Genomic DNA, 25,035 nt, shown 5'->3' on the forward strand with positions numbered 1-25,035 from the left:
GGGGACGTCAGGCCAGCCAGCCCGGGGTGATCATCCCGGACTCGTACGCCAGGATCACCAGCTGCGCGCGGTCGCGCACGGCCAGCTTCGTCATGATGCGGCTGACGTGGGTCTTGGCGGTGGCGGGGGAGAGGACGAGCCGGCCGGCGATCTCGTCGTTGGAGAGCCCGGCTCCCACCAGTCCCAGCACCTCGCGCTCCCGCTCGGTGAGCGCGTTCAGACGGGGGCTCGGATCCGGCTGCCGCCCGGGCAGACCGGCGAACTCGGAGATCAGGCGCCGGGTCACCGCCGGGGAGATCAGGGCGTCGCCGCGCGCCACGACCCGTACCGCGTGCAGCAGTTCCATCGGCTCGGTGTCCTTGACCAGGAAGCCCGAGGCGCCCGCGCGCAGCGCCCCGTACACGTGGTCGTCCGCGTCGAACGTGGTCAGGATGACCACGCGTACGCCTTCGAGCCGCGCGTCGGCGGTGATGCGGCGGGTGGCCTCGAGGCCGTCGAGCACCGGCATCCGGATGTCCATCAGGACCACGTCCGGGCGCAGTTCGCGGGCGAGCCCGATCGCCCGCTCCCCGTCCCCGGCCTCGCCGACGACCTCGATGTCCTCCTCGTCGGAGAGGATCGACCGGAAGCCGGCCCGGACCAGGGTCTGGTCGTCGGCGAGCACGACACGGATCATCGGGATTCCCCCTCGGGCGGTTCGGGTTCGCGTTCGGGTTCGGTGGGTCGGGTCAGGGGGAGGCGGGCTTCCACCAGGAAGCCGTCGCCGTCGTTCCGGGCGGTGAGCTCGCCGCCGGACGCGCGGGCCCGCTCGGCCATGCCCCGGATGCCGCTGCCCGGTGGCCGGCTCTCCGGGGCGCCCCCGCCGTCGTCCGCGATCCGCAGCCGCACCGCGTCGGCGCCCCAGTCCAGGGTGATCGACACGGTCCTCGCGCCCGCGTGACGGGTGACGTTCGTCAGCGACTCCTGCACGATCCGGTACGCGGCCAGGTCGACCGGCGGCGGCAGCGGTACGGGCGTTCCCGTGGTGTGCGTACCGACGTCGAGGCCGGCGCTCCGGGCGCGCGCGGCGAGGTCGCCGAGGAGCGCCAGACCGGAGGACGGCGTCGTCGGCGTGGCCTCGTCGGCCCGGCGCAGCACCCCGAGGGTCGCCCGCAGCTCGCGCAGCGCGTCCTTGCTGGTCGCCTTCACCGCCTCCAGGGCCTCGGTGGCGGTGAGGAGCCCGGCCTCCGGCGCCGGCTTCTTGCCGAGCCGGTGCAGGGCCGCACCGGACTGGACGTTGATCAGCGAGATGCTGTGCCCGAGCACGTCGTGCACCTCACGCGCGATCCGCAGCCGCTCCTCGGTCGCCGACTGCCGGGCGCGGGCCTCCTGCTCCCGCTCCGCGGCGAGCGCCCGCTGCTCCACCTCGTGGAGGTAGGCGATCCGGGTGCGCTGGGCCCGGCCGACGGCGACCAGGCTGATCAGCCAGCCGGCCAGCATGGCGAGCGAGGTGTCGTCGATCTGCCGGTGCCCGGGCTGCTGCCGGATCTCGCCGAACCCGACCGCGAGCAGCGTGACGGCCGCGAGCGCGACGGCGGCGGCGAACCGGCCCTCGGCGGCGGTCGTGTACAGCGCGAGGGCGAACGCGATCATGAGCGGGCCGTCCTGGGCGGACAGCGGGTAGTAGACGACGCAGGCGAGCAGCGTGACCACGGCCACGGCGACGGGCTGCCGCCGCCGGAAGTACAGCGCCCCGCAGCCGCCCAGGATCAGGGCCCAGCCGAGCGCCGTGCGGACCGCGGGCTCGCTCGTGTACCGGGCGGAGACGAGCGTCCAGACCGCGACGACGAGCAGGACGAGTCCCGCCACGAGGGCGTCGGCGGCCCTGGGCGACAGACGGCCGCCGCCGGGGGCGCGGAGGGGGTGGGACATGCGTCGAAGGATAGGCCGGAGGACCGTTCCGGACCTTGCTGGCGGAGTTGTCTAGTAAAAAAAGTGACTAGGATGATGGGGTGGTCGGTGCACCGGTGGTGCGCTGGTGGTGCACCACCGGTGGTCGAGGAAGGCGGAGGTCCATGTCGGACGGCACGTTTCTGCGGTACGTCGCCCTGGGGGACAGTCAGACCGAAGGGGTCGGTGACGGCGACGACACCGTCGGGCTGCGCGGCTGGGCGGACCGGCTCGCGGAGTCGCTCGCCCGCGAACAGCCCGGCGTGCGCTACGCCAACCTGGCCGTACGCGGCCGTCTCGCCGGGCAGGTCCACGCCGAGCAGCTCGGCCCCGCCCTCGCGCTCCGACCGGACCTCGCCACGGTCGTCGCCGGCGTCAACGACGTGCTGCGGCCGCGCTTCGACGCGGACGTGACGGCCGGGCACCTGGAGGCGATGTTCGCCGCGCTGACCGGACAGGGGGCCCGTGTCGCCACCCTCACCTTCCCCGACGTCGGCCGGATCACCCCGCTCGCCCGCCCGCTCGGCCCCCGCGTCGAGGCCCTCAACGAGCGGATCCGCGCCGCCTCGCGCCGGCACGGCGTCGTGGTCGTCGAAGCCTCCGCGCACCGCGTCGTCAACGACCCCCGGCTGTGGAGCGCGGACCGGCTGCACGCCGGACCCGTCGGCCACGCGCGCATCGCCGCCGCCGTCGCCCACGCGCTCGCGCTGCCCGGCTCCGACGACTCCTGGACCCGCCCCCTGCCCCCGCAGGCCCGTCCCACGGGCCTGGGAGCGGTGACCGCCGAACTCCGCTGGGCCGGCTCCTTCCTCGGGCCCTGGCTCGGCCGGCGCCTGCGCGGGCGCTCGTCCGGCGACGACCGGCGGGCCAAGCGACCGGAGCTTCTGCCGGTGACCGCACGTCCCCGGTAGGCGCGTGTCGCCGGAGGACGCGGCGGGAGGGGGCTCGGTCGTGAGCGGGACCGGTCTGGAGCTGGACGACGGGCGCGTGCCGCGCGTGTACGACACCGGAGCCGGGGAACGGTCGACCGTCTTCTGGCAGCACGGGACACCGAACATCGGCGCGCCCCGGGGGCCGCTCCTCCCGGACGCCGTGCCGGGGCCGATGGGTGTGCCGTCCGGCTTCGTGTCAGGGGCGGTGGGTGTGCCGTCCGGCTTCGTGTCAGGGGCGGTGGGTGTGCCGTCCGGCTTCGTGTCAGGGCCGGCGGGTGAGGATGCGGAAGTCGTGGCCCTCCGGGTCGGACATGCCCGTCCACGGGACGTCGCCGCGGCCGGCGTCGAGATCGGTGGCGCCGAGGGCTCGCAGCCGGGCCGCCTCCGCCTCGTGATCGTCGCCGGGGCAGTGCAGCAGGTCGATGCGGACGCGGTCCGGCACGGTCTTCGCGTCGGGGTTGCGGAGGAACTCGAGATACGGGCCGACGCCCTCGGCGGAACGCAGCACCGCGCGGTCGTCGGCCACCTCGTGCAGGGTCCAGTCCAGCGCCTCGTCCCAGAATCGGGCCATGGCCCGCGGGTCCGCGCAGTCGACGACCACCGCGGCGATCGGGCCCGTGTCCCGGTAGACCTCCCGGGGCTCCAGTACGCAGAACTCGTTGCCCTCCGGATCGGCCAGGACGGTCCACGGCACGTCGCCCTGGCCGATGTCGACGGGCGTCGCGCCCAGGGCCCCGAGACGCGCGACCAGTTCCGCCTGATGGGCGGCGGAGGCCGTGGCGAGATCGAGGTGCACCCGGTTCTTGGCCGCCGTCCTGGGCTCGGGGACGGCGACGACGTCGATGCCCACGGTGGCCGGGTCCCGCCGGTCGAAGCCGGCGGGCCTGACGTTCGTCTCGCCGGGTCCGGGGCCGGAGACCTCCCAGCCGAGCGCCTCCGCCCAGAAGCGGCCGACCGCCGAGTCGTCGAGGGCCTTGATGTTCACCAGGACGGGTCGCAGCGTCATGAGGGCGATCCTAGATACGGGTCCGGGGTGTGTGCGGAGGCCGCGAGCACCGGGCCGGCGCGCTCTCCCGAGAGCGCGTGGCGCGCTTGACACTAAAATCGAACATCCATTCTCATGGAAGCCCGACCCTTGGAATCACGGGCTTGTAGCCGAGTTGTCCACAGGTCGGAGGGGACGCCGGGGCCCATTGTCAGTGGCAGGGGTTAGCGTCTTTCACATGAAGCGATCGACTCAAGCAAACCGGGTGGAACCCATGGCAGGAACCGACCGCGAGAAGGCGCTCGACGCCGCGCTCGCACAGATTGAACGCCAATTCGGCAAGGGCGCCGTGATGCGCATGGGTGACCGCGTCCAGGAGCCGATCGAGGTGATCTCCACCGGATCGACCGCCCTCGACGTCGCCCTCGGCGTCGGCGGCCTGCCGCGCGGCCGTGTCGTGGAGGTCTACGGACCGGAGTCCTCCGGTAAGACGACCCTGACCCTGCACGCCGTGGCCAACGCCCAGAAGGCCGGCGGCCAGGTCGCCTTCGTGGACGCCGAGCACGCCCTCGACCCCGAGTACGCCAAGAAGCTCGGCGTCGACATCGACAACCTCATCCTGTCCCAGCCGGACAACGGTGAGCAGGCCCTCGAGATCGTCGACATGCTGGTCCGCTCCGGCGCCCTCGACCTGATCGTCATCGACTCCGTCGCCGCGCTCGTCCCGCGTGCGGAGATCGAGGGCGAGATGGGCGACTCGCACGTCGGCCTCCAGGCCCGTCTGATGAGCCAGGCCCTCCGGAAGATCACCAGCGCGCTCAACCAGTCCAAGACCACCGCGATCTTCATCAACCAGCTCCGCGAGAAGATCGGCGTGATGTTCGGCTCGCCGGAGACCACGACCGGTGGCCGCGCCCTGAAGTTCTACGCCTCGGTGCGCCTCGACATCCGCCGCATCGAGACCCTCAAGGACGGCACCGAGGCGGTCGGCAACCGCACCCGCGTCAAGGTCGTCAAGAACAAGGTCGCGCCCCCCTTCAAGCAGGCCGAGTTCGACATCCTCTACGGCCAGGGCATCAGCCGCGAGGGCGGCCTGATCGACATGGGCGTCGAGCACGGCTTCGTGCGCAAGGCGGGCGCCTGGTACACGTACGAGGGCGACCAGCTCGGCCAGGGCAAGGAGAACGCCCGTAACTTCCTGAAGGACAACCCCGACCTCGCCAACGAGATCGAGAAGAAGATCAAGGAGAAGCTGGGCGTCGGCGTCCGGCCCGAGGCTCCGTCGGCCGAGCCGGGTGCGGACGCGGCGACCGCCGCCGACGCGGCCGGTGCGGACGACGCCGGCAAGAGCGTCCCGGCTCCCGTGAGCAAGACCGCGAAGGCGACCAAGGCCACCGCGGTCAAGAGCTGAACCGGTGACCGGGCGCACCGAATGGCCGGGTGACAGCTCCGACTCGTCGAGGGCCGAGAAGGAGCTGTCACCCCAGGATCCGGCCGAGCGGGCGCGCGCGATCTGCCTGCGCCTGCTCACCGGAAGCCCCCGCACGCGCAAGCAGCTCGCCGACGCGCTGCGCAAGCGGGAGATCCCCGACGAGGTGGCGGAGGAGGTCCTCTCCCGCTTCGAGGACGTCGGTCTCATCGACGACGCCGCCTTCGCGGGGGCCTGGGTGGAGTCCCGCCACCACGGCCGGGGCCTCGCCCGCCGGGCGCTCGCCCGGGAGCTGCGGACCAAAGGGGTCGAGCCGACCCTCATCCAGGAGGCGGTGGAGCAGCTCGACTCCGAGCGGGAGGAAGCCACGGCGCGCGAGCTCGTGGACCGCAAGCTGCGCGCCACCCGCGGCCTCGACCGCGACCGGCGCCTGAGACGACTTGCGGGGATGCTGGCCCGCAAGGGGTACCCCGAGGGCATGGCCCTCCGCGTCGTCCGCCAGGCGCTGGAGGCCGAGGGCGAGGACACGGACGGGCTGGACGAGTCCTTCTGACGCGGGGGGACAGAAGGACTGGCCCAGCCGGGGTCCGCGGGCAGGGCGGCGCGGCGGAGGGGGCCGGGTTCCCGGGCGGGACGCCGGATGGGGCGGGTCCAGGGCCGGGTGTCGGTTTGAGCGGGGGGCTCAGGCCGGGCGTCGGATGGCCGGGGTTCCAGGCCGGGCGTCGGATGGCCGCGGTTCCAGGCCGGGCGTCGGATGGCGCCGGTTCCAGGCTGGGCGCCTGACGGGGCCGGGTTCCGGGTTGACCGTCGGATGGGGCCGGGGCCCACGTTGGTGCTGTCGGGGGTGGGCCCTGGGGGAGTGTGGCGGTGCCGACGGGGCGTCAGGCGGGCTGCGGGGTGGGGCTTGCCGGCGTGGGGGCGGTCTCGCGGGTCTCGCGCAGGATCAGCAGGCCGTTGAACACCATCAGGGTCGCGGTCAGGCAGTGGATGCCGAGCGCGATGGCCAGGGAGCCGTGGTGGGCCAGCACGGTGGTCATGTCGCCGTACGCGGCGAGGGCCTCCACCAGCAGCGCCCAGCCCAGCGCCCTGCGGTGGCCCGTCACCAGCAGGACGCCCAGGACCAGGGCCATGACGACGTCACGGATCCCCTTGACGACCAGGAAGCCGCCGCCGTCGCCGGACGGCCACGTCGGCAGGCCGAAGCCCGGTGCCGTCGTCTCCGGGCTCAGGATGAACTCCGTCCCGAACCAGAGGATGAAGAGGACGAAGGCGGCGGCCAGGACGGTGTTGCACTTCTTCAGTGACATGGTTCTGCTCCTCGCGGCTTCGGTGGGTGCGCAGGGGCGGTTCTGGTGTCAGACGAGGGCGGTGACCAGCAGGGTGAACGCGGCGACGATGACGGCGACGCGGGCGTAGTGGTAGCGGTCCCAGCGGTTCATCTGCTCCTTCCAGTCGGCGGGCCGGTTCTCCGGGGTCCAGGTCTTGCCCCGGTTGTTGATCGGGACGAGCAGAAGGACCGACATGAGCACGCTGACGATGAGCAGCGCGCCGGCGGTGACCACGAGTCCGGCGCCGTCGTGGCTCCATCCGGCGATGGCCCAGACCGCGACGAGGACGAGTGAGCCGATGTACCAGAACGGCATCACGGCGCCCAGCATCCGGCCCCCGTGGGCGCGGCCGAGCTGGCCGCTGTCCTCCGGGAGGGCGTTGAAGATCGGGTTCATGACGAAGGCGACGGAGAACTCCACCCCCACCATCAGGCCGACGGCCACGGTGGTGATGACCTCAAGTGTGCTGAGCATGGTGTCCCTCCCGGGATCTAGCGCTGCTAGCCGATGTGGGCAACGCTAGTACTGCTGCCGCTTGATTGTCTAGCGGTGCTAGAATTCGAATCATGTCGGTACAGGAACGCAAGCAGCGCGAACGGGCGGAGCGTGAGCGCCTCATCGTGGCGACGGCCCGTGAACTCGCCGAGCAGCAGGGCTGGGACGCGGTCACCACCCGCCGGCTCGCCGAGCGCATCGAGTACAGCCAGCCCGTCCTCTACAGCCACTTCCGTGGGAAGCGCGAGATCATCGGCGCCGTCGCCCTGGAGGGCGCCGCCGAGATGGCGGCGGCGGTGCGGGCCGCGGCCGCCGCCGCGGACGGCCCGCGCGACCGGGCCGCCGCGCTCGCCGGCGCCTACCTCGACTTCGCCGAGCGCAACCCGGCGGTCTACGACGCCTTGTTCCAGCTCGACGGCGGCCTGCCGTACGCGCGGGAGGACACCCCGGAGTCGCTGAAGGACGCCTTCGCCGCGCTGATGGAGAGCCTGGGCGAGGTGGCCGGGGACGGTGTCCACCCGGGGCTGTTCACCGAGGTCTTCTGGGCGTCCCTGCACGGTCTCGCGACCCTGACCCGGGCGGGACGGATACTGCCGGAGGACGCCGCGCAGAGGGTGGAGCTGCTGGTGGACCGGCTCGCCGTGGTCTGACGCGCGGTCCGGGCGGGCACGCGGCCGGGGCTTTCGCGCCCCAGGCGCCGCCTGTCCACGCCGAGCCGGTCGGCATCCGGCTTCGACGTGCCGGCGGGCCAGGTCCCGAAGTCGATCTTCGGGACCCGGCCCGCGCCGGCGTGGCGGGTCCCGTCAGGTGCGGGTCGACGGGAGGAGGACCGGGAGGCCGGCGGCCTTCCAGGCCTGGAAGCCGCCGACGAGGTCCGTCGCCCGGTGCAGGCCCAGGCGGCGCAGGGACTCGGCCGCGAGGGAGGAGGCGTAGCCCTCGTTGCAGAGGACCACCACCCGCAGGTCGTGGCTGTCCGCCTCCGCCGCGCGGTGGCTGCCCAGGGGGTCGAGCCGCCACTCCAGCTCGTTGCGCTCCACGACCAGCGCGCCCGGGATCAGGCCGTCCCGCTCCCGCAGGGCGGCGTAGCGCGTGTCCACCAGGAGCGCGTCACCCGCCTCGTACGCCTCGTAGGCGGCCCGGGGCTCGATCCGGTCGAGGCCCGACCTGACCCGCTCCAGGAGTTCGTCGATGCCCACCCGCTCCTCGCTCACTGCCAGTCCTCCGGACGCTCGACCTGCTCCAGGCGCAGCACCGGGCCCGTCCGGCTGAACCGCCGGATCAGCGGGAGCGGCGGATGGTAGGCGTGCACCGACACCGCGTGGGTGTCCGTGGACTCGTTGAGCACCTCGTGCACATGGTGGCGGCCGAAGGCCCGGCCGGTGCCCTCCGAGAGGCGCCGGGAGCGGTCGAGGCCGTCGGCCAGTTCCAGGGTCTTCCAGCCGCTCGCCGGCAGCCGGACCGCGAGCGCGTTCTCGGTCAGCGTGCCGCGGGCGGTCGCGAAGGCGCCGAGCGACTCGGCGTGGTCGTGCCAGCCGGTGCCGGTGCCCGGCGGCCAGCCGATGAGCCAGGCCTCGCTGCCGCCGGGGCCGTCGAGCCGTACCCAGGTACGGCCCTCGGGGTCGAGCGGCAGGGAGTCGACCAGTGCCTGGTCGGCAGCCGTGCGCCGGACGAAGTCGAGGAGTTCCGCCGAGGTCGGGGCGGAGGTGGAGGCGGGGACGGAGGCGGCGGCAGAGGCGGCGGCGGAGGCAGAGGCGGGGACGGAGGAGGAGGCGGCGGGGGAGGGCGGGAGGGCAGGGGGAAGGGAGGAGGCGTGCTGTGGCACGGGTGACCGTCCTGGGGTTCGCGGAAGCGCGCGCGACGGCACACGGCACACGGACGTGCGTCAGTGGCGGGGCGCGCGCGGGGAGAGGGGCGAGATCAGCAGGACGGGCGACACACGCAGCCCGCATAGCGGACGAGGTCCATGTGGACCCTCCGCCACAGGCGCACATCGGTGTCGGTCACGCTCCGGAGTACACCATGCGCGCCCGCGGGAATCAATGCATGTCCGCCGTGCGGTCGCTCGGTACGGACACCTCGGAGGCCTCCTCGGGGGCCTCCTCCACGGGATCCCCGTCGGTGTCCGAGCCGCCGCGGGTCGCGTCCGCCGCCGCGTACAGCTCCTCCGGACGGACCCCGGAGAAGGCGGCGACGAGGTGCCCGTCGGGCCGTACGAGCAGGACGGCGTGGGCCGGAGCGCCCGGGTAGGCCTCCGTCACCAGGACCTCGGCCTTCACCGGGAGCGCGTCGACGGCCTCTTCGAGCCGGGGCATCACCCCCGCCGTCCGCCAGTGGCGCCGGTCCCACACCCCGGTGCCGGGGGCGACGAGGAGGACCAGGAGGCGGCCCAGGCCGAGCCGGTCCCGGAGCCGTACGGTCGTGCCGTCCGGAGCGGTCACGCGGACGTCCTCGACCGGGGCGCCCGCCGGGGTGCCCACGGGCGTCTGCCCCTCGGTGTACGGAGGTGCGAGGGGGGAGTGGGGGTACGCCGGGGGCGCCCCGAGCGGGCCGCGCCCCACGTGGCCGTCGGTCAGCAGGGCGTCGTGGCCGCGCGTGGCCCCGGGGAGGTACGTCCGCAGGCCCCCGCCGCCGCGCAGGACCGGCAGGGACTGGTCCGCGGCGCGCAGCCGGGTCGCGACGGCCGTCCGCCGCTCGCTCTGGTAGCTGTCGAGCAGCCGCTCCGAGCCGCTGCCGCCGTGGTGCCAGGCGTGGGCGAGTTTCCACGCGAGGTTGTCCACGTCCCGCAGCCCCTCGTCGAGGCCCTGGGTGCCGACCGCGCCGAGCAGGTGCGCCGCGTCCCCGGCGAGCAGGACCCGGTCCACCCGCCAGCGGCGGGCGAGCCGGTGGTGCAGGGTGTGGACGCCGGTGTCGATGAGTTCGTACGGGGGTGTCACGCCGTCGCACCAGCCGGCCAGGGTCTCGCGGATCCGGGCGACCAGGGCGTCCGGGGTGACCAGGTCGCCGCGGGGCGGCAGCAGCCAGTCGATGCGCCACACCCCGTCGGGCAGCGGGCGCGCGGTGATCTCGTCGGCCGCGCCCCGCCACGGCGGCTGACGGTGCGACAGGGCCTCGCCGGGCCAGGGGAGTTCGGTGCGCAGCGCCGCGACCGCGTGGCGTTCCACCGCGGTGCGGCCGGGGAAGCGGATCCCGAGCAGCTTGCGTACCGTCGAGCGGGCCCCGTCGCAGCCGACGAGATGGCTGCCGCGCCACCAGGTGCCCGCCGGGCCGCGGGTGTGGGCGACGACCCCGTCCCGGTCCTGCTCGATGGTGTCGAGCCGGGACTCGGTGACGAGCCGGATCAGCTTCTGCCGGGAGACGGCGTCGCGCAGTCCGCGGGCCAGGGAGTGCTGGGGGATGTGCAGGGGGGCGGCCGGGGAGGCGGGCGCGGCGGGGTCCTCGGACCACTCCTCGGTTCCGCCGAGGCCCAGGTCGAGGGTGAGCCGGCGCACCTCCTGGCGGCGGCGCATCCCGCGCCAGCCGATCCAGCGGACGCCCTCGTCACGGAGGGTCGTGCAGCCGAGGCGCTCGACCATCGCGGCCATGTCGGCGCGCAGGACGACGCTGCGCGCCGGGCGGGACTCCTCCTTGCCGGCGCCCTCGTCGAGGACGACGCTGGGCACGCCCTGCGCGGCGAGCGCGAGGGAGAGCGCGAGGCCGACCGGCCCCGCGCCCACGATGATCACCGGGTCCACGGCGCGGCTCCTGAAGGCCGGACGGTCATGGGGGCAGCACAGCTGAGTGTGGCACGAGCCCGGTGGTTGATCACAGACCGTATGCAACCCACTGAGGGTGCTTGCGTCAAGCGACGGGGTGGGCGCGGTGCGGCTGACCTGAAGTCAGTACCGCTCCGGCCCACCCCTGTTGTCCCACGGACCCCTGTGGAGTCAGGCGCCGCTGACGGCTTCCGACTTCACGTCGGTGGCTCCGGCCTGGGCCGGGAGGGCTACCGAGGGGGTCTTCCTGCCCCGTCGCAGGCGCTGCTCCAGGCGGCTCGCGAGGGTGGTGAGGAGGAAGTTGAGGGCGATGTAGATCAGGGCGATGACCACGAGGGTGGCGATCGTGTTGGCGCCGTAGTTGGCCGTGATCTGCCGGTTCTGGCTGAGCAGCTCCTCGAAGCCGAGCAGGGCGCCGCCGAGCGCGGTGTCCTTGACGATGACGACGAGCTGGCTGACCAGGGCGGGCAGCATGACGGTCACGGCCTGCGGCAGCAGGACGTACAGCATGGTCTGGCCCTTGCGCATGCCGAGCGCGACGGCGGCGTCCCCCTGGCCCCGGGGCAGCGAGAGCACACCGGCCCGGACGACCTCGGCGATGACCGAGGCGTTGTAGAGCACCAGGCCGGTGACGACCGCGTACAGCGGGCGGAAGTCGGAGCTGACCGTCGTGAACTCGCGGTAGAGGGCGCTCGCGAACATCATCAGGAGCAGGACCGGGATGGCGCGGAAGAACTCCACGACCGCGCCGACCGGCACGCGCACCCAGCGGTGGTCGGAGAGCCGGCCGATGCCGAGGGCCGCGCCGAGCGGCAGGGCGATGACGATGGAGAGGGCGGCGGCCCTGAGGGTCTCGGTGAGGCCGGGCAGCAGGTACGTCGTCCAGACCTTGGAGTCGGTGACGAACGGACTCCACTTCTCCGCGTCCAGCTGGTGCTTGTCGTCCAGGGCTCCCAGCACCCACCAGGCCACCAGGGCGAGGGCCACCAGGAAGCCGATCGTGTAGACGACGTTGCGCCGCTTCGCGCGCGGGCCGGGGGTGTCGTACAGGACGGAGCTCATCGCTTCACCGCCAGTCGCTTGGCCGCCCAGCCGAGGATCAGGCCGGTGGGGAGGGTGAGGACGATGAAGCCGAAGGCGAAGATCGCGAAGACGACGAAGAGCGCGTCGGTCTCGTTCTCCATCATCGTCTTCATCAGGAGCGACGCGTCGGCGGCTCCGATCGCGGCCGCCACGGTGGTGTTCTTGGTGAGGGCGATCAGGACGTTGGCGAGCGGGGTCACCGCGGCGCGGAAGGCCTGGGGGAGGACCACGAGGCGGAGGACCTGGCTGAAGCTCAGGCCCAGTGCGCGGGCGGCCTCGGCCTGGCCCGGCGGGACGGTGTTGATGCCCGAGCGCAGCGCCTCGCAGACGAAGGTGCCGGTGTAGGCGACGAGGCCGAGGACGGCGAGCCGGAAGCCGATCTCGTCGGAGCGGTCCGCGCCGAGCGTGACGCGGAGGGTCTGGTTCAGGCCCAGCAGGCAGGCCACGAGCACGACCGTCAGCGGAGTGTTCCGGACGACGTTCACGTACGCGGTGGCGAAGCCCCGCATCAGCGGGACCGGGCTGACCCGCATCGCGACCAGGGCCGTGCCCCAGATCAGCGAGCCGATCGCCGAGTAGAGGGCGAGCTGAGCCGTCACCCAGAAGGCGCCGAGCAGGTCGTACTGCCCGGAATCAAGAAAGTCGAACACGATGCCCCGCGCTCTCCCCTGGTGGTCGGTCGGTGTGGAGGCCGCCGCGTGGGCGGTGGCCGGTGCCGGTGCGACGGCCGCCCGTGCGCGGGGCGGCCGTCACGGCGTCGGGCGGGGTGGGTCAGTTCGCGACCTTCGGCGCGGGCTCGTACTTGTAGCCCGAGGGGCCGAAGTTCTTCTTGACGAGCGTCTCCCAGGTGCCGTCGGAGACCATCTTCTCCAGCGCCTTGTTGATCTTGCCGCGCAGCTCGTCGTCGCCCTTCTTCAGGCCGATGCCGTAGTTCTCGTCGCTCATCTTCAGGCCGACGAGCTTGAACTTGCCCTGGAGCTCCTTCTGCGAGGCGTAGCCCGCGAGGATCGAGGCGTCCGTGGTCAGGGCGTCGACGGCCTTGTTCTCCAGGCCGGTGAGGCACTCGGAGTAACCGCCGAGCTGCTGGAGGTCGGCCTTCGGGGCGAGCTTCTCCTTGACGTTCTGCGCGGAGGTCGAGCCGGTGACCGAGCAGAGCTTCTTGGAGTTGAGGTCGTCGACCTTGGTGATCGAGGTGTCGTCGGCGCGGACGAGGAGGTCCTGGTGGGTCAGGAAGTACGGACCCGCGAAGTCGACCTCCTTCTTGCGCTTGTCGTTGATCGAGTAGCTGGCGACGACGAACTTCACGTCACCGTTCTTGATCAGGTTCTCGCGCTCGGCGCTCGGCGCCTGCTTGAAGTTGATCTTGTCCTCGGAGTAACCGAGCTCCTTGGCCACGTACTTGGCGACGTCGACGTCGAAACCGGCGTACGTGCCGTCCGGGGTCTTCAGACCGAGGCCCGGCTGGTCGAACTTGATGCCGATGTTGATCTTGTCGCCGTTGCTGCCGGAGTCGGAGCCGCTGCCACAGGCGGTGGCGGTCAGGGCGAGGACGACGGCGGCCGCCGCGGCGGCGGAGACGTTGCGAAGCTTCATGGAGGAAAGTCCCTTGAGTAGGCGTGAGTTGGGAAGACTAGGTCGTCGACCCGCTCAGTGGTGAAGGATTTTGGACAGGAAGTCCTTCGCCCGGTCGCTGCGCGGGTTGCTGAAGAACTCCTCGGGGGTCGCCTGCTCGACGATCTTTCCGTCGGCCATGAAGACGACGCGGTTGGCGGCGGAGCGCGCGAAGCCCATCTCGTGGGTCACGACCACCATCGTCATGCCGTCCCGGGCCAGTTGCTGCATGACCTCCAGGACCTCGTTGATCATCTCCGGGTCCAGGGCCGAGGTCGGCTCGTCGAAGAGCATGACCTTCGGGTCCATCGCGAGCGCGCGGGCGATCGCCACGCGCTGCTGCTGGCCACCGGAGAGCTGAGCGGGGTACTTGTCCGCCTGGGTGCCGACCCCGACCCGGTCGAGAAGGGCCCGGGCCTTGGCCTCGGCGGCCTTCCTCTCCGTCTTGCGGACCTTGATCTGGCCCAGCATCACGTTCTCGAGCACCGTCTTGTGCGCGAAGAGGTTGAAGGACTGGAAGACCATGCCGACGTCGGAACGCAGCCTGGCGAGCTCCTTGCCCTCCTGCGGCAGCGGCTTGCCGTCGATGGTGATGGTGCCGGAATCGACGCTCTCCAGCCGGTTGATCGTGCGGCACAGCGTCGACTTGCCGGACCCGGAGGGTCCGATGACGACCACGACCTCGCCGCGGGTGATCGTCAGATCGATGTCCTGGAGGACATGCAGTGCGCCGAAGTGCTTGTTCACGTCGGACAGTACGACCAGGTCGTCCGCGGCACGCGGGGTGTCCTCGGGCCCCCTGGGCACGGACTTGGACACTGACTCTCCGCTCATCGGCCTCTTGCTCCGTCCTCCTCGGTTGGGGAGGACACTAGAGACCCGATGTGACGAGCGTCATCACATCTGAGCGGAAATTGAGGATAACGATACGGCCGCGACCGGACACAGCGTGTGAAGGCGGCGCCCCGTGCCGTACCGGGTCCATAACGGAAACGGCGGTGTAACAGGGGGACACTTGACTGTGACACCCATGTTCGGTGTTCATGCCCTGGTACCACCTGGTACACAGAGAGCCGCCATCAGCGGACATTCATCACGGAGGAGGTACGCATGCGACTGCTGCTCGTCGAGGACGACGACCACGTCGCCGCCGCCCTCTCCGCGATCCTCGCGAAGCACGGCTTCACGGTCACGCACGCCCGCAACGGCGAGGAGGCCCTCCAGGCCGTCCTGCCCACCGCCCAGGGCGACCGGCCCTCGTACGGCGTGATCCTGCTCGACCTCGGCCTGCCCGACCAGGACGGCTACCAGGTCTGCGGCCGCATCCGGAAGCTCACCACCACCCCGGTGATCATGGTGACCGCGCGCGGCGACGTGCGCTCCCGGATCCACGGGCTCAACCTCGGCGCCGACGACTACGTCGTCAAGCCCTACGACCCCGGTGAGCTCCTCGCGCGCATCCACGCCGTCAGCCGGCGCCGCGCCGGAGCCGAGGAGACCCCCGGGACCGCGGGCTCCGTCGACGGCACCCTGCTGCGGCTCGGCGCCGTCACCATCGAGCTGCCCACCCGCAGGGTCAGCGTCGAAGGCGCCAGCGTCCCGCTCACCCGCAAGGAGTTCGACCTCCTCGCCCTCCTCGCGCAGCGGCCCGGCGTCGTCTTCCGCCGCGAGCAGATCATCAGCGAGGTCTGGCACACCAGTTGGGAGGGGACCGGCCGCACCCTGGAGGTGCACGTCGCCTCCCTGCGCTCCAAGCTGCGGATGCCCGCCCTGATCGAGACCGTACGGGGCGTCGGCTACCGCCTGGTCGCCCCCGTCGCGTAACCCCGGACGGCTCCTGACGTGCGCACCCGACTGCTTCCGCTGCTCATCGTGCTGATGGCCGGCGTGCTGCTCGCCCTCGGCTTCCCGCTCGCCGCCAGCCTCGCCGCGTCCGAGCAGCAGCGGGTCGTCGTCGACCGCCTCGACGACGCCGCGCGCTTCGCCGCCCTCGCCCAGTTCGTCAGCGAGAGCAGCCCCGGCACCGACGAGCGGCAGGCCACCCTCAGCGGTGAACTCGCCAGCTACCACGACGTGTACGGCATCCGCGCCGGGATCTTCTTCCGCGACAACCGCGCCATGGCCGCCGCCCCCGAGGACTGGGTCGTCCCGTACGACGGCGAGGGCCGGCGTGCCTTCAACGAGGCACTGCTCGGCCGCCGCAGCCACGACCCGCCCCAGGTCTGGCCCTGGCAGTCCGACGCGCGGCTCACCATCGCCTCCCCGGTCGTCCGCGACGGGGACGTCGTCGCCGTCGTCGTCACCGACTCGCCCACCGGACAGCTCCGCTCCCGCATCCTGCGCGGCTGGCTGCTGATCTTCGCGGGCGAGGCGGCCGCGATGCTGCTCGCCGTCGGCGCCGCGTTCCGGCTCACCGGCTGGGTGCTGCGCCCGGTCCGCGTCCTCGACGCCGTCACCCACGACATCGCCACCGGGCGGATGAACTCCCGCGTCGCCGCCACCGGCGGACCACCGGAACTGCGGCGCCTCGCCCGCTCCTTCAACGAGATGGCCGACAACGTCGAGGACGCGCTCGAACAGCAGCGGGCCTTCGTCGCCGACGCCTCCCACCAGCTCCGCAACCCGCTGGCCGCGCTGCTCCTCCGCATCGAGCTGCTCGCCCTGGAGCTCCCCGAGGGCAACGAGGAGATCGCCTCCGTACGGACCGAGGGCAAGCGACTCGCCCGGGTCCTCGACGACCTCCTCGACCTGGCGCTCGCCGAGCACGCGGCGGCCGAGCTGCGGCTCACCGACGTCGGCGCGCTCACCGCCGAGCGGGTCGGGTCCTGGCGGCCCGTCGCCGAGGACAAGGGCGTCACGCTGACCGGGGAGTGCGCGGCGGTCACCGCCTGGGCCGACCCGGTGGCCCTCTCCAGCGCCCTCGACGCGGTGATCGACAACGCGCTGAAGTTCACCCCCGCCGGGGAGGAGGTCACGGTCACGGTCGTCCCCGGCCGGTCGACCGTCTCCGTCGTCGTCGCCGACCACGGGCCGGGCCTCACCGAGGAGGAGCTCGGCCGGGTCGGCGACCGCTTCTGGCGCTCGGGCCGGCACCAGAATGTCAAGGGCTCGGGCCTCGGCCTCTCCATCGCGCGCGTGCTGCTCACAGCGGGCGGGGGAGGCGTGACCTTCGCCCCGAACGAGCCGCACGGCCTGCGGGTGACGGTCACGGTCCCGCGCCACGCGCCGACGGAGCGGGAACCGGGTCAGGGCTTCACGCAGCGGTAGCCGTACGGGCCCGCCGCGTGGGGCCTCGCGTCAGGGCTTCACCGAGCGGTAGTAGCGGCGGGCGCCGTCGTGGAGGGGCAGCGGCTCCGTGTAGACGGCGGTGCGCAGGTCCACGAGCTGGGCCGGGTGGACCTGGCGGCCGATGCCGTCCCGGCTCCTGATCACCGTACGGGTGAAGCCCTCCACCAGGTCCTCGTCGGCGTCCACCGTGGTGACCAGCAGGTTCGCCACCGCCAGGGTCTCGACCGGCAGGCCGTCCTGGGCCTTCGCGTACGCGTCCGCCGGGATCACCGCCGACCGGTAGTGCCGGGTCGAGTCGCCGACGTCGTGCAGCCGGTCGACCAGGTGCGCGTCGAGCGGGACGAGCCGGATCTTGAAGCGCTCGGACAGCTTCTGCACCGCCTCGGTGGGCAGCCCGCCCGACCAGAAGAAGGCGTCGAGGTCGCCGGACTCCAGGTGGGACGGCATCGTGTCGATCCCCGCCGAGACCGGTTCCACGTCCCGGTCGGGGGTCAGGCCGGCCGCCGCGAGCACCCGGTCGGCGATCAGCCGGACGCCGGACCCGGGCTGGCCCACGCCGACCCGCAGCCCGCGCAGGTCGTGGACCTTCTGCACCGTGGAGCCCTTGGGCACGACGAGCTGGACGTAGTCGTCGTAGAGCCGTGCGCAGCCCCGCAGCCGCTCGAAGCCGGGCCTGCGCTCGCGCAGGTACTGGGCCACCGCGTCGGCGGTCGCGACGGTGAAGTCGGCTTTGCCCGTCGCGACGCGGGTCAGGTTCTCCCGGGAGCCCTCGCTGTCCGTGAGCGTTATCGACACCTCGGGCAGATCCGTGGCCAGGGCGTTCTTGAGGAGCTTCCCGTACCGCTGGTAGACACCGGTGGGAACGCCCGTACTGAAGGTGATCGAGCCGCTCGGGGCGGGGGAACCGAAGGGAATCAGCCACCACGCGAGCACCCCGCACAGCGCGAGCAGCGCGGCCGAGACCGCCAGGACACGGCGGCGGGCGGCACGGGAGAGCGAGGCGAACATGCGCCCGATCCTGCCAGCTCACCGCCGTCCCTGGCCAGGCTCGGCCGTGACGGAGACCCGCGCGGGTGCGCGCGCGGGCCTCCGTACCCGTGGGACCGCGTCAGTAGGCGTACGCGGACTTGCCCGTCATGGTCGAGGCGACCTGGGTGATCCCGCTGCCCGGCGGCAGCGCCACGGTGGTCCCCGTGGGGTTCGTGGTGGTGCCGTCGCCGAGCTGGGCCGCCGCGTTGGCGCCCCAGCCGATCACCGAGCCGTCGTCGAGCGCGGCCACCGTGAAGTCGGCGCCGCCCGCGATGCTCTGGACGCCCTTGAGCGCGTCCAGGACGACCGGGGTGGTGCGGTTGGCGTTCGTGCCGTCGCCCAGCTGCCGGTCGGTGTTCTTGCCCCAGCCCGCCAGACTGCCGTCGTCGAGGACGGCGAAGCCGGACGCGGAGGTGGCGAAGATCCTGGCCACGGCGTCGAGGTAGGCGACGTCGACCGGCTTGTTGCTGTCCGTGGTCGAGTCGTTGCCGAGCTGGCCCTCGGCGCCCTTGCCCCAGGCCTTGACGACGCCGTCGGCGGTGAGTGCGAGGACGTGGTCGCAGCCCACGGCGATCGACTCGACGTCGACGAGGTCGGGGACCTTCTGCGGGGTCTCGCGGGTGGTGTTGTTGCCGGTGCCCAGGCGTCCGTTGTCGCCCTTGCCCCAGGTCCAGACCGTGCCGTCCTGCCGCAGCGCCACGCTGAAGTCGCAGCCCGCGACGACGTCCTTGACCTTGTCCAGGCTCTGCACGGGGATCGGGTTCTTGTACGGGTTGGTGGTGTCCTGGCCGGTGCCGAGCTGCTTGGAGGCGTTGCTGCCCCAGGCGAGGACCCGGCCGCCCTTGACGGCGAGGGCGTGGTTGAGGCCGGCGGAGACCTCGCTCACGCCGGAGAGCCCGGAGACGGTGGCGGGGAAGGACTGGGCGGTGAGGGTGCCGTTGCCGAGCTGGCCGGTGGCGTTGTTGCCCCAGCTCTTCACGGTGCCGTCCTTGAGGAGGGCGACGGCGAACGGGTTGGCGGCCGCGGCCGCGCCGCCTCCGCCGCCGGAGAGCTCGCGGACGTCGTCCCGGGTGATGCCGGTGACGGCGGCGGGGGTCTGCTGGGCGACCACGCTGCCGTTGCCGAGCTGCCCCTGGGCGTTCTCGCCCCAGGCGCGGACCCAGGGGTCGGTGCCGGCGTGGGCGGGGAGGGCGGAGGCGGTGAGGGCCGCGAGGGACAGCGCGGCGAGCAGGGAGGTGCGTACGGGGGGTTTCATGGGGACCTTTCGGGTCAGTAGGCGTAGCTGGACTTCCAGACGGTGGAGGTCGCCACGCGGGTCGCGCCGCTGCCCGGGGGCAGGGCGACGACGGGGGTGAGGGAGGCGTTGGTGGTGCCGTCGCCGAGCTGGCCGGAGGCGTTGTCGCCCCAGGCGAGGACGGAACCGTCGTCGAGGACGGCGAGGGTGTGTTTCCAGCCGCCGGCCAGTGCCTGGACGCCGCTCAGGGCGGGGGCCGGCACCGGGGTGGTCCGGTCGACGGTGGTGCCGTCGCCGAGCTGTCCGGCCGTGTTCCACCCCCAGGCGCGGACACTGCCGTCGTCGAGGACGGCGAAGTTGTGGTAGCCGCCGGAGTGGATCCTCGCGACGCCGTCGAGGTGTCTGACCTCCACGGGGGACTGGCTGGAGCCCGTGCCGTCGTTGCCGAGCTGGCCGTAGGAGCCGCGGCCCCAGGCCTTGACCGTGCCGTCGGCCGTGAGAGCGAGGGTGTGGTAGCAGCCGATGGAGATCGCCACGGCGTCCACCAGGTCCGGGACCTTCTTCGGGGTGTTCTGGTCGGTCGCCGAGCCGATGCCGAGTTGGCCGTCGGTGTTCCGGCCCCAGGTCCAGACCGTGCCGTCCTCGCGGAGGGCGGCGGCGTGGTAGCAGCCCGCGGCGATGTCCTTCACCTTGTCCAGGCTCTGGACCGCGACCGGGCGGGTCGTCGCGGTGGCGTCGGTGGCGCCGTTCCCCAGTTGTCCGAAGGCGTTGTCGCCCCAGGCCAGGACGCGGCCGCCGCGCACGGCGAAGGCGAAGTGGACGCCGGCTGCGATCCGGGACACGCCCGAGAGGCCCGCGACGGTGGCCGGGAAGCCCTGGGAGGTGGTGGTGCCGTTGCCGAGCTGTCCGTTGGAGTTGCCGCCCCAGGCCTGGACGGTGCCGTCGTCGAGCAGGGCGAGGGCGAAAGAGTTGCCGTTGTTGCCGCCGCCTCCGGAGAGCTCGCGCACATCGGACCGTGCGAGCCCCTGGACGGCGGACGGGGTCTGCTGGTCGAGTGTGCCGCCGTTGCCGAGCTGGCCCGCCGTGTTCAGGCCCCACGCCCGCACCCATGGGTCACGGGGCTCGGCGTGCGCCGGGGAGACGGCGAGGCCGAGGAGCGCGAGGCCGACGGCGGCACCGCGCACGTACGCGTACGTCATGGGAGCACGCCCCCGATCAGTACGCGTACGTTGTGTTGCCGCCCAGCGAGGCGGCCACGTCCTTGATCGCCGAGCCCTCGTTCAGGATCTTCACCGACTCGAAGCGGGCGATTGTCGTGCCGTTGCCGAGCTGGCCCTCGCCGTTGTGTCCCCAGGCGAAGACGTCGTCCGCCGTGACCGCGACGCCGTGCCGGGCGCCCGCCGCGAGGTGCTGGACGCCCTCCAGCCGCGGGATCTCGACGGGGGCGGTGCGGTTGGTGCGGGAGATGTTGTCGCCGAAGGCCTCGTCGCCCTCCAGGAGCTGGCCGTACTGGTTGTTGCCCCAGCCCCAGACGTGGCTGTCGCTCGTCTTGGCGTAGTTGTGGAAGGCGCCCGCCTCGATGTCGGAGACGCCCTCGATCCAGTCGACGTCGACGGGGACGGTGGAGGACTTGGTGGAGGAGTTGCCGAGCTGGCCGTAGAGGTTGTAGCCCCAGGACTTGACCGTGTCGTCGGCGGTCAGCGCGAGGGCGTGGTAGCAGCCCGCGTCGATCTCCACGATGTTCTCCAGGCCCTGCACCTGCCGGGGTACGGAGCTGGTGGCGCGGCTGCCGTTGCCGAGCTGGCCGTGGATGCCGCGGCCCCACGCGTACACCTTGCCGTTCTCCAGGAGGGCGAGGCTGAAGTCGCAGCCCGCCGAGATCTGCTTCACCTTGGGCATGCCCTGGACGCGGTCCGGGACCGTACGGCTGTCACCGGTGCGGTTGTTGCCGAGCTGGCCGTAGGCGTTGTCGCCCCAGGAGTAGACCTGGCCGCTGGTGTCGAGGGCCAGGGCGTGCTTCCCGCCGGCCGCGATGTCCTTGATGTTGGTCAGGCGCGGGACGGTCGTGGGCACGGTCTGGTTGGTGTTGCCTCCGTTGCCGAGCTGGCCGGAGGAGTTGTGGCCCCAGGACTTGACCGTCTTGTCGGTCCTGGCGAGCACGAACGAGTCGGCCGAGGACGTGCCGCCGGCGGACATCTGATCGACGTCGCCGCGGAAGAGGCTGGTGACCGAGGTGGGGCTGAGGCTGTCGGCGAGGGTGCCGTTGCCGAGCTGGCCGGTGCGGCCGGCGCCCCAGCTCAGGACGGTCGGATTGCCCTCGTTGGCGCTCGCGAGGGTGGCCGGGACGGCGGCGAGGGCCGCGACCGTGAGGACGGCCAGGCCTCGGAAGCGGGTACGCAGGGGACTGCGGCGTGTACGGGACATGGCTCTGCTCTCCTTCGATGGGGACATACGGGAGCGCTGCGCCCGGTCGGCCGGTGGCCCCGCCGGGGAGGGCGGAGCGTACGCGGGCCGGGCGCGGGTCATGCGGACAGGCCGTGCCGGGCCTCTGGGCATGGGGCGCCCACGGCCGGGTGCGACGGCCGGGACGGGCCGTCGGGCACAAGATCAGACTGACCGAAAACGATCACCGGAGCGAGCCGGAACCGCTGAAACACCCGTCTGACGGACGCCCGTTCGGGGACGTGGTCCCGGGGGCGCGTTCACCTGCCGGGCGGACCCGGAGCGGCTCCGCGCGACGGGATCCGGCGGGCCGCCGAACGGCGGCGGCCGGGGGAGTGAGGGCCCCCGTCGCGCCCGGTCGCCCGGCCTCTCGCGCACGCCCCGGATTCCCTACGAACGGGTGGACCGGCAGGCCCGGGGAGCCACCCGTGAACGCCCCCGGTCCGGCCCCTCGCGGCGGCCCCGAGTGCGCTCCGCCGAAGTGGTGAGCGGGCCCGTCGGCGCGCGCCGCGCCGTGTGTCGTGGCGGGGTGCCGGGGCCCCGGCGGCTAGCGTCGAAGCGCGCTCGGTGATCTTGAGGACAGTCCCCTGTCCGCCCCTGGCGTCCCCTTCCGAGTCGCTCAACTCACCTATGTCCCAAGGGAGTTCCCATGCCCGCACTGAAGGCGCGCCGCGCCCTCGGCGCCGTCCTGCTCGCCGCCGCCCTGGCCCTGCCGACGGCCGCCGTCGCTCACGCCGAGGAGTGCAAACCCGACGACCAGGCCTGTCTGGACAAGGAGGCCAACGCCAAGGAGGCCAAGGAGATCGAGGAGAAGCAGAAGAAGACCGAGGAGGCGGCCGGCCAGGCGGACAAGGACATCAAGGACGTCGGCAAGAAGCTCGACGAGTGCCCGCCCAGCTCCTCCTCCTGCATGGGCAAGCTCACCTCGGGCAAGGGCGCGGCCGAGGAGAAGGGGGTGAAGGACATGACCGACACCCTCTCCGGCTTCCAGCCGGAGCCCCCCGACAACGCCCAGTCCGCCGTGACCTCCACCTGCGCGGGCTTCCCCGGCTCCCTGCCGCAGGGATCGAACGACCCGGGAACGTCCCCCTTCCCGGCCTCGCAGCTCTGCTCCCTGCTCGGCTCCTGACCCCCGCCCGTCCCCCCCACCCGCGTCCCGAAGGGTTCTTCCGCCATGTCTCCGCGCCGTCCCCGCGCCGTCCTGCCCGTGCTCGTCCTCGGCCTCACCGCGCCGCTCACCCTGCTCGCCCCGCCCGCCGCCACCGCCGAGGAGGGGCCGGGCGAGACCCCCGCGCCCCGCGCCGTCTCCGCCGCCGGCCGCCCCGCGAAGATCGCCGACGTCCTGGAGTACTGCGGGACCAAGCGCACGGCCTGCACCTTCGCGATCGACCCCAAGCAGGACCGCGAGTACGCCACCGCCGTCAAGTCCCTGGGGAACGCGGTGGTCAACTGCACCGCGAGCGACATGAGCGTCGACCGGACCGTCACGCTGCGCACCAGCAGCACCGACAACATCGGCGGTGAGATCTCCGGAAAGATCGCCGCCGAGGGCACCGTCAGCGCCTCCGGCGAGGTCACCACGAACCTCACCAACGACATCACCAGCGAGAACAAGACGCCCAACCTCAAGGACGGACCGACCTCGACGAACGGCACCAAGACCAGCGTCGCCGCCGGCGGCAAGGTGGCCGGCTCGCTGAGCGCCAAGCTCGCCTTCGAGGCCGCGTTCAAGGCCACGTACTCCAAGTCCTGGACGATCGACAACACCGAGACCACCACGTACAAGACCACCGTCAAGCCCTACGACATGCTGGTGTTCGGGGCGAGCGCGGCCATGCGGCGGGTGGTCGGCAACCTGGTCGCGGACAACGGGCAGAAGATCATCGGCATCCGTGTCGACAGCCCTTCCATGGTCAACACGAGCACGTTCGTCGCCCAGACGTACGCCGTCCCCGACAGGCTCTGCGGCCGCAAGCGCCCCGCCACCGACACCCAGCCCGACGGGGACAACAACGGGCTCCGGAACGTCCCGCGCGAGGTGCCCGCCGTCCGGGCGGTGCCGTCGGGCGCCGACCCCAAGCGCGAAGTCGTCCTGTCGCCCGCCGCCCGCTGACCCGGAGGAGTCCCCCGCCATGAACCGCACCACGCTCCCGGCTCTCGCCGTCCTCGGCGCCGCCGGACTGCTGCTGCCCGTGCTCCCGGCGTCGGCCGCCCCCGCCGAGCAGGCCGTCCCCGTCCTCAACGGCGACTTCGCCGACCCCGTCATGAAGGGCGACGGCCCCACCACCGTCGGCATCGACTTCTGGACCGGGCTCAACCAGCGCTACTCGCCCACCGCCTCCGGCCGCACCGACACCTCCCACGGCGTCGCCCTCCAGAAGGACGGCAACAGCCTCCGCCAGCGGCTGCGCGGGGTCCGTGCCGGGGCGCGGGTGACCGTCACCTACGAGGACAGCCCCGCCGTCTCCAAGGAGTGCACCGGCGAACAGGTCGCCGACGGCCAGCCGTACGCGGTCACCGGATCCGGCGGCCCGGTCCAGGAGGTCACCACCGCCGGCGACCCCGACCGGGTGAAGGGCACGCCCGGCAAGGGCCGTTGGACCGGCCGCGCCTACGTGTTCACCGCCGGCGAGAACGAGCCGGTGCTCACCTTCACCTCACGGGTCACCGACTCCCGCACCCACGTGACCTGTTCGCCGATGATCGCCCGCATCCGCGCCGTCGAGGTGCCGCCCGCCGTCGACAAGACCGTCGACAAGACGCGCCTCGGCACCTCGGAGGCGTACAAGGGCAACGACCGCGAGAGCACCCTCCACAACGCGGCCGCCGCCTGCAACGGCGAGAACGCCTGCACGTTCCGGCCGGACACCCGCACGTCCTTCCGCTACTACGACGAGGCGCGGGTCGTCGGCGAGGCGTACGTCAACTGCACCCGCAACGCCCTGGAGCACAGCCGGGTCCTCTCGTACTCCGAGCGCAGCTACGACAGCATCGCGCAGACGTACGCCGACGCCGGCCTCGCACTCCCCGAAGTCGCCCGGCTGCCCACGAGCGGCGACCGGACGGAGGACGAGAAGCGGATCAAGGAACGGCCCATGGCGGCCCAGTTCTCCCAGGCGTACGAGAAGGGCTGGCAGCGGGCCTGGCAGTGGTTCAGCAGCGACCAGCGGACCGTCGTGGAGCGGATCCAGCCCGGCGAGGTCAGCTGGGTCGAGCTGCAGCCGAGCCGCGAGCGGGTCGAGGGCTGGTTCGTCAGCAAGAAGGACGACTACCGGCTGCACGCCGTCGTCGACGGGCCCTCGCGCGCCGTGCCCGACCGGCTGCTCCAGCGCACCGGCCCCATGTCCGAGGCCGAGAAGCAGCGCTGCGCCGCCGCCCGTCCCATGACCACCACCCCCGTGGGCGCGGACGCGCCCGCGAGCTCCAGCGACAAGGGCCTCCTCAGGACACAGGCGCCGGCCGACCGTGCCGCGGCCCGCACCCTGACGCTGAAGTAGC

Annotated in this window: 26 protein-coding genes; 9 read left to right on the forward strand and 17 right to left on the reverse strand. The window is 72.5% G+C overall.

From position 1 onward, the window contains the following. Positions 1 to 7: 7 nt before the first annotated feature. Entirely contained in the window at positions 8 to 676 is a 669-nt protein-coding gene (locus tag ACN9MM_RS28590; RefSeq protein WP_426366553.1) for a response regulator, read from the reverse strand. Next, positions 673 to 1,911, reverse strand: coding sequence for a sensor histidine kinase (locus ACN9MM_RS28595; RefSeq protein WP_426366555.1), 1,239 nt, complete (start codon positions 1,909 to 1,911; stop codon positions 673 to 675). The genes ACN9MM_RS28590 and ACN9MM_RS28595 overlap by 4 nt, the downstream gene beginning before the upstream one ends. Before the next feature lie 143 nt (positions 1,912 to 2,054). Here ACN9MM_RS28595 and ACN9MM_RS28600 point away from each other — a divergent pair, with 143 nt between their 5' ends. Next, positions 2,055 to 2,840 carry an SGNH/GDSL hydrolase family protein gene (locus ACN9MM_RS28600; RefSeq protein WP_426366556.1) on the forward strand — a complete coding sequence of 262 codons (786 nt, stop codon included), beginning with the start codon at positions 2,055 to 2,057 and terminating at the stop codon, positions 2,838 to 2,840. Positions 2,841 to 3,123: 283 nt separating this feature from the next. Here ACN9MM_RS28600 and ACN9MM_RS28605 read toward each other — a convergent pair whose 3' ends face one another. Continuing rightward, complete coding sequence (locus tag ACN9MM_RS28605) at positions 3,124 to 3,867, reverse strand: VOC family protein (RefSeq protein ID WP_426366558.1); 744 nt, start codon at positions 3,865 to 3,867, stop codon at positions 3,124 to 3,126. A gap of 253 nt (positions 3,868 to 4,120) precedes the next feature. Between ACN9MM_RS28605 and recA the strand changes: the two genes are divergently transcribed. Then, positions 4,121 to 5,257 carry a recombinase RecA gene (gene recA, locus ACN9MM_RS28610; RefSeq protein ID WP_426366559.1) on the forward strand — a complete coding sequence of 379 codons (1,137 nt, stop codon included), beginning with the start codon at positions 4,121 to 4,123 and terminating at the stop codon, positions 5,255 to 5,257. A gap of 4 nt (positions 5,258 to 5,261) precedes the next feature. Next, positions 5,262 to 5,828 carry a recombination regulator RecX gene (gene recX, locus ACN9MM_RS28615; RefSeq protein ID WP_382868679.1) on the forward strand — a complete coding sequence of 189 codons (567 nt, stop codon included), beginning with the start codon at positions 5,262 to 5,264 and terminating at the stop codon, positions 5,826 to 5,828. A 328-nt stretch (positions 5,829 to 6,156) separates the two neighbouring features. Here recX and ACN9MM_RS28620 read toward each other — a convergent pair whose 3' ends face one another. Together ACN9MM_RS28620 and ACN9MM_RS28625 are read right to left on the reverse strand one after the other, a co-directional pair. Next, positions 6,157 to 6,582 carry a DUF4267 domain-containing protein gene (locus ACN9MM_RS28620; protein WP_426366561.1) on the reverse strand — a complete coding sequence of 142 codons (426 nt, stop codon included), beginning with the start codon at positions 6,580 to 6,582 and terminating at the stop codon, positions 6,157 to 6,159. 48 nt (positions 6,583 to 6,630) lie between these two features. After that, positions 6,631 to 7,077 (reverse strand): anthrone oxygenase family protein, encoded by a 447-nt coding sequence (locus ACN9MM_RS28625; RefSeq protein ID WP_426366562.1) that lies wholly within the window; start codon positions 7,075 to 7,077, stop codon positions 6,631 to 6,633. 92 nt (positions 7,078 to 7,169) lie between these two features. On the opposite strand from ACN9MM_RS28625, the gene ACN9MM_RS28630 reads away from it, so the two are divergent. Next, complete coding sequence (locus ACN9MM_RS28630; RefSeq protein ID WP_426366563.1) at positions 7,170 to 7,748, forward strand: TetR/AcrR family transcriptional regulator; 579 nt, start codon at positions 7,170 to 7,172, stop codon at positions 7,746 to 7,748. Positions 7,749 to 7,901: 153 nt separating this feature from the next. On the opposite strand, the gene ACN9MM_RS28635 is transcribed toward ACN9MM_RS28630, so the two are convergent. The 8 genes from ACN9MM_RS28635 to ACN9MM_RS28670 form a co-directional block, all read right to left on the reverse strand. Beyond that, positions 7,902 to 8,309 carry a rhodanese-like domain-containing protein gene (locus tag ACN9MM_RS28635; protein WP_426366565.1) on the reverse strand — a complete coding sequence of 136 codons (408 nt, stop codon included), beginning with the start codon at positions 8,307 to 8,309 and terminating at the stop codon, positions 7,902 to 7,904. Continuing rightward, positions 8,306 to 8,920: a cysteine dioxygenase gene (locus ACN9MM_RS28640; protein ID WP_426366566.1), complete on the reverse strand. Its 615-nt coding sequence runs from the start codon at positions 8,918 to 8,920 to the stop codon at positions 8,306 to 8,308. Before ACN9MM_RS28640 ends, ACN9MM_RS28635 begins: the two co-directional genes overlap by 4 nt. A 95-nt stretch (positions 8,921 to 9,015) precedes the next feature. Next, positions 9,016 to 9,102, reverse strand: a complete 87-nt coding sequence (locus ACN9MM_RS28645) for a putative leader peptide (protein WP_311605579.1) — start codon at positions 9,100 to 9,102, stop codon at positions 9,016 to 9,018. 32 nt (positions 9,103 to 9,134) lie between these two features. Beyond that, positions 9,135 to 10,829, reverse strand: a complete 1,695-nt coding sequence (locus tag ACN9MM_RS28650; RefSeq protein WP_426366567.1) for an FAD-dependent monooxygenase — start codon at positions 10,827 to 10,829, stop codon at positions 9,135 to 9,137. 192 nt (positions 10,830 to 11,021) lie between these two features. Then, a complete protein-coding gene (locus tag ACN9MM_RS28655; RefSeq protein ID WP_426366568.1) occupies positions 11,022 to 11,912 on the reverse strand; it encodes an amino acid ABC transporter permease in 891 nt (296 codons plus the stop codon). Further along, positions 11,909 to 12,583, reverse strand: a complete 675-nt coding sequence (locus ACN9MM_RS28660; RefSeq protein ID WP_426366569.1) for an amino acid ABC transporter permease — start codon at positions 12,581 to 12,583, stop codon at positions 11,909 to 11,911. The genes ACN9MM_RS28655 and ACN9MM_RS28660 overlap by 4 nt, the downstream gene beginning before the upstream one ends. 121 nt (positions 12,584 to 12,704) lie before the next feature. Then, positions 12,705 to 13,526 (reverse strand): glutamate ABC transporter substrate-binding protein, encoded by an 822-nt coding sequence (locus ACN9MM_RS28665; protein ID WP_426366570.1) that lies wholly within the window; start codon positions 13,524 to 13,526, stop codon positions 12,705 to 12,707. Between the two features lie 54 nt (positions 13,527 to 13,580). Further along, the gene (locus ACN9MM_RS28670; protein WP_426366571.1) at positions 13,581 to 14,378 is read right to left on the reverse strand and encodes an amino acid ABC transporter ATP-binding protein; all 798 of its coding nucleotides are present in this window, start codon (positions 14,376 to 14,378) and stop codon (positions 13,581 to 13,583) included. A 276-nt stretch (positions 14,379 to 14,654) separates the two neighbouring features. Between ACN9MM_RS28670 and ACN9MM_RS28675 the strand changes: the two genes are divergently transcribed. Together ACN9MM_RS28675 and ACN9MM_RS28680 are read left to right on the forward strand one after the other, a co-directional pair. Next, complete coding sequence (locus tag ACN9MM_RS28675; RefSeq protein ID WP_426366572.1) at positions 14,655 to 15,368, forward strand: response regulator transcription factor; 714 nt, start codon at positions 14,655 to 14,657, stop codon at positions 15,366 to 15,368. Positions 15,369 to 15,386: 18 nt separating this feature from the next. Further along, positions 15,387 to 16,811, forward strand: coding sequence for a HAMP domain-containing sensor histidine kinase (locus ACN9MM_RS28680; RefSeq protein ID WP_426366573.1), 1,425 nt, complete (start codon positions 15,387 to 15,389; stop codon positions 16,809 to 16,811). A gap of 30 nt (positions 16,812 to 16,841) precedes the next feature. Here the strand turns inward: ACN9MM_RS28680 and ACN9MM_RS28685 are convergent, their stop codons facing one another. From ACN9MM_RS28685 to ACN9MM_RS28700, 4 genes are all read right to left on the reverse strand, one after another. Beyond that, positions 16,842 to 17,840 carry a TAXI family TRAP transporter solute-binding subunit gene (locus ACN9MM_RS28685; RefSeq protein ID WP_426366575.1) on the reverse strand — a complete coding sequence of 333 codons (999 nt, stop codon included), beginning with the start codon at positions 17,838 to 17,840 and terminating at the stop codon, positions 16,842 to 16,844. A gap of 100 nt (positions 17,841 to 17,940) precedes the next feature. Next, entirely contained in the window at positions 17,941 to 19,116 is a 1,176-nt protein-coding gene (locus ACN9MM_RS28690) for an RCC1 domain-containing protein (protein ID WP_426366576.1), read from the reverse strand. A 14-nt stretch (positions 19,117 to 19,130) separates the two neighbouring features. Beyond that, a complete protein-coding gene (locus ACN9MM_RS28695) occupies positions 19,131 to 20,294 on the reverse strand; it encodes an RCC1 domain-containing protein (protein WP_426366577.1) in 1,164 nt (387 codons plus the stop codon). Positions 20,295 to 20,310: 16 nt separating this feature from the next. Then, positions 20,311 to 21,519, reverse strand: a complete 1,209-nt coding sequence (locus ACN9MM_RS28700; RefSeq protein ID WP_426366578.1) for an RCC1-like domain-containing protein — start codon at positions 21,517 to 21,519, stop codon at positions 20,311 to 20,313. 667 nt (positions 21,520 to 22,186) lie between these two features. Here ACN9MM_RS28700 and ACN9MM_RS28705 point away from each other — a divergent pair. The 3 genes from ACN9MM_RS28705 to ACN9MM_RS28715 are packed head-to-tail and all read left to right on the forward strand — an operon-like array spanning position 22,187 to position 25,034. Continuing rightward, complete coding sequence (locus ACN9MM_RS28705; protein ID WP_426366579.1) at positions 22,187 to 22,666, forward strand: hypothetical protein; 480 nt, start codon at positions 22,187 to 22,189, stop codon at positions 22,664 to 22,666. 45 nt (positions 22,667 to 22,711) lie between these two features. Next, entirely contained in the window at positions 22,712 to 23,650 is a 939-nt protein-coding gene (locus ACN9MM_RS28710) for a hypothetical protein (protein WP_426366580.1), read from the forward strand. Positions 23,651 to 23,669: 19 nt separating this feature from the next. Beyond that, on the forward strand, positions 23,670 to 25,034 hold the full coding sequence (locus tag ACN9MM_RS28715; protein WP_426366581.1) for a hypothetical protein: 1,365 nt from the start codon (positions 23,670 to 23,672) through the stop codon (positions 25,032 to 25,034). The last annotated feature ends 1 nt before the right edge of the window (position 25,035 follow it).

This window comes from Streptomyces sp. E-08 (assembly GCF_049913095.1).
In the GTDB taxonomy this organism is placed as follows: domain Bacteria; phylum Actinomycetota; class Actinomycetes; order Streptomycetales; family Streptomycetaceae; genus Streptomyces.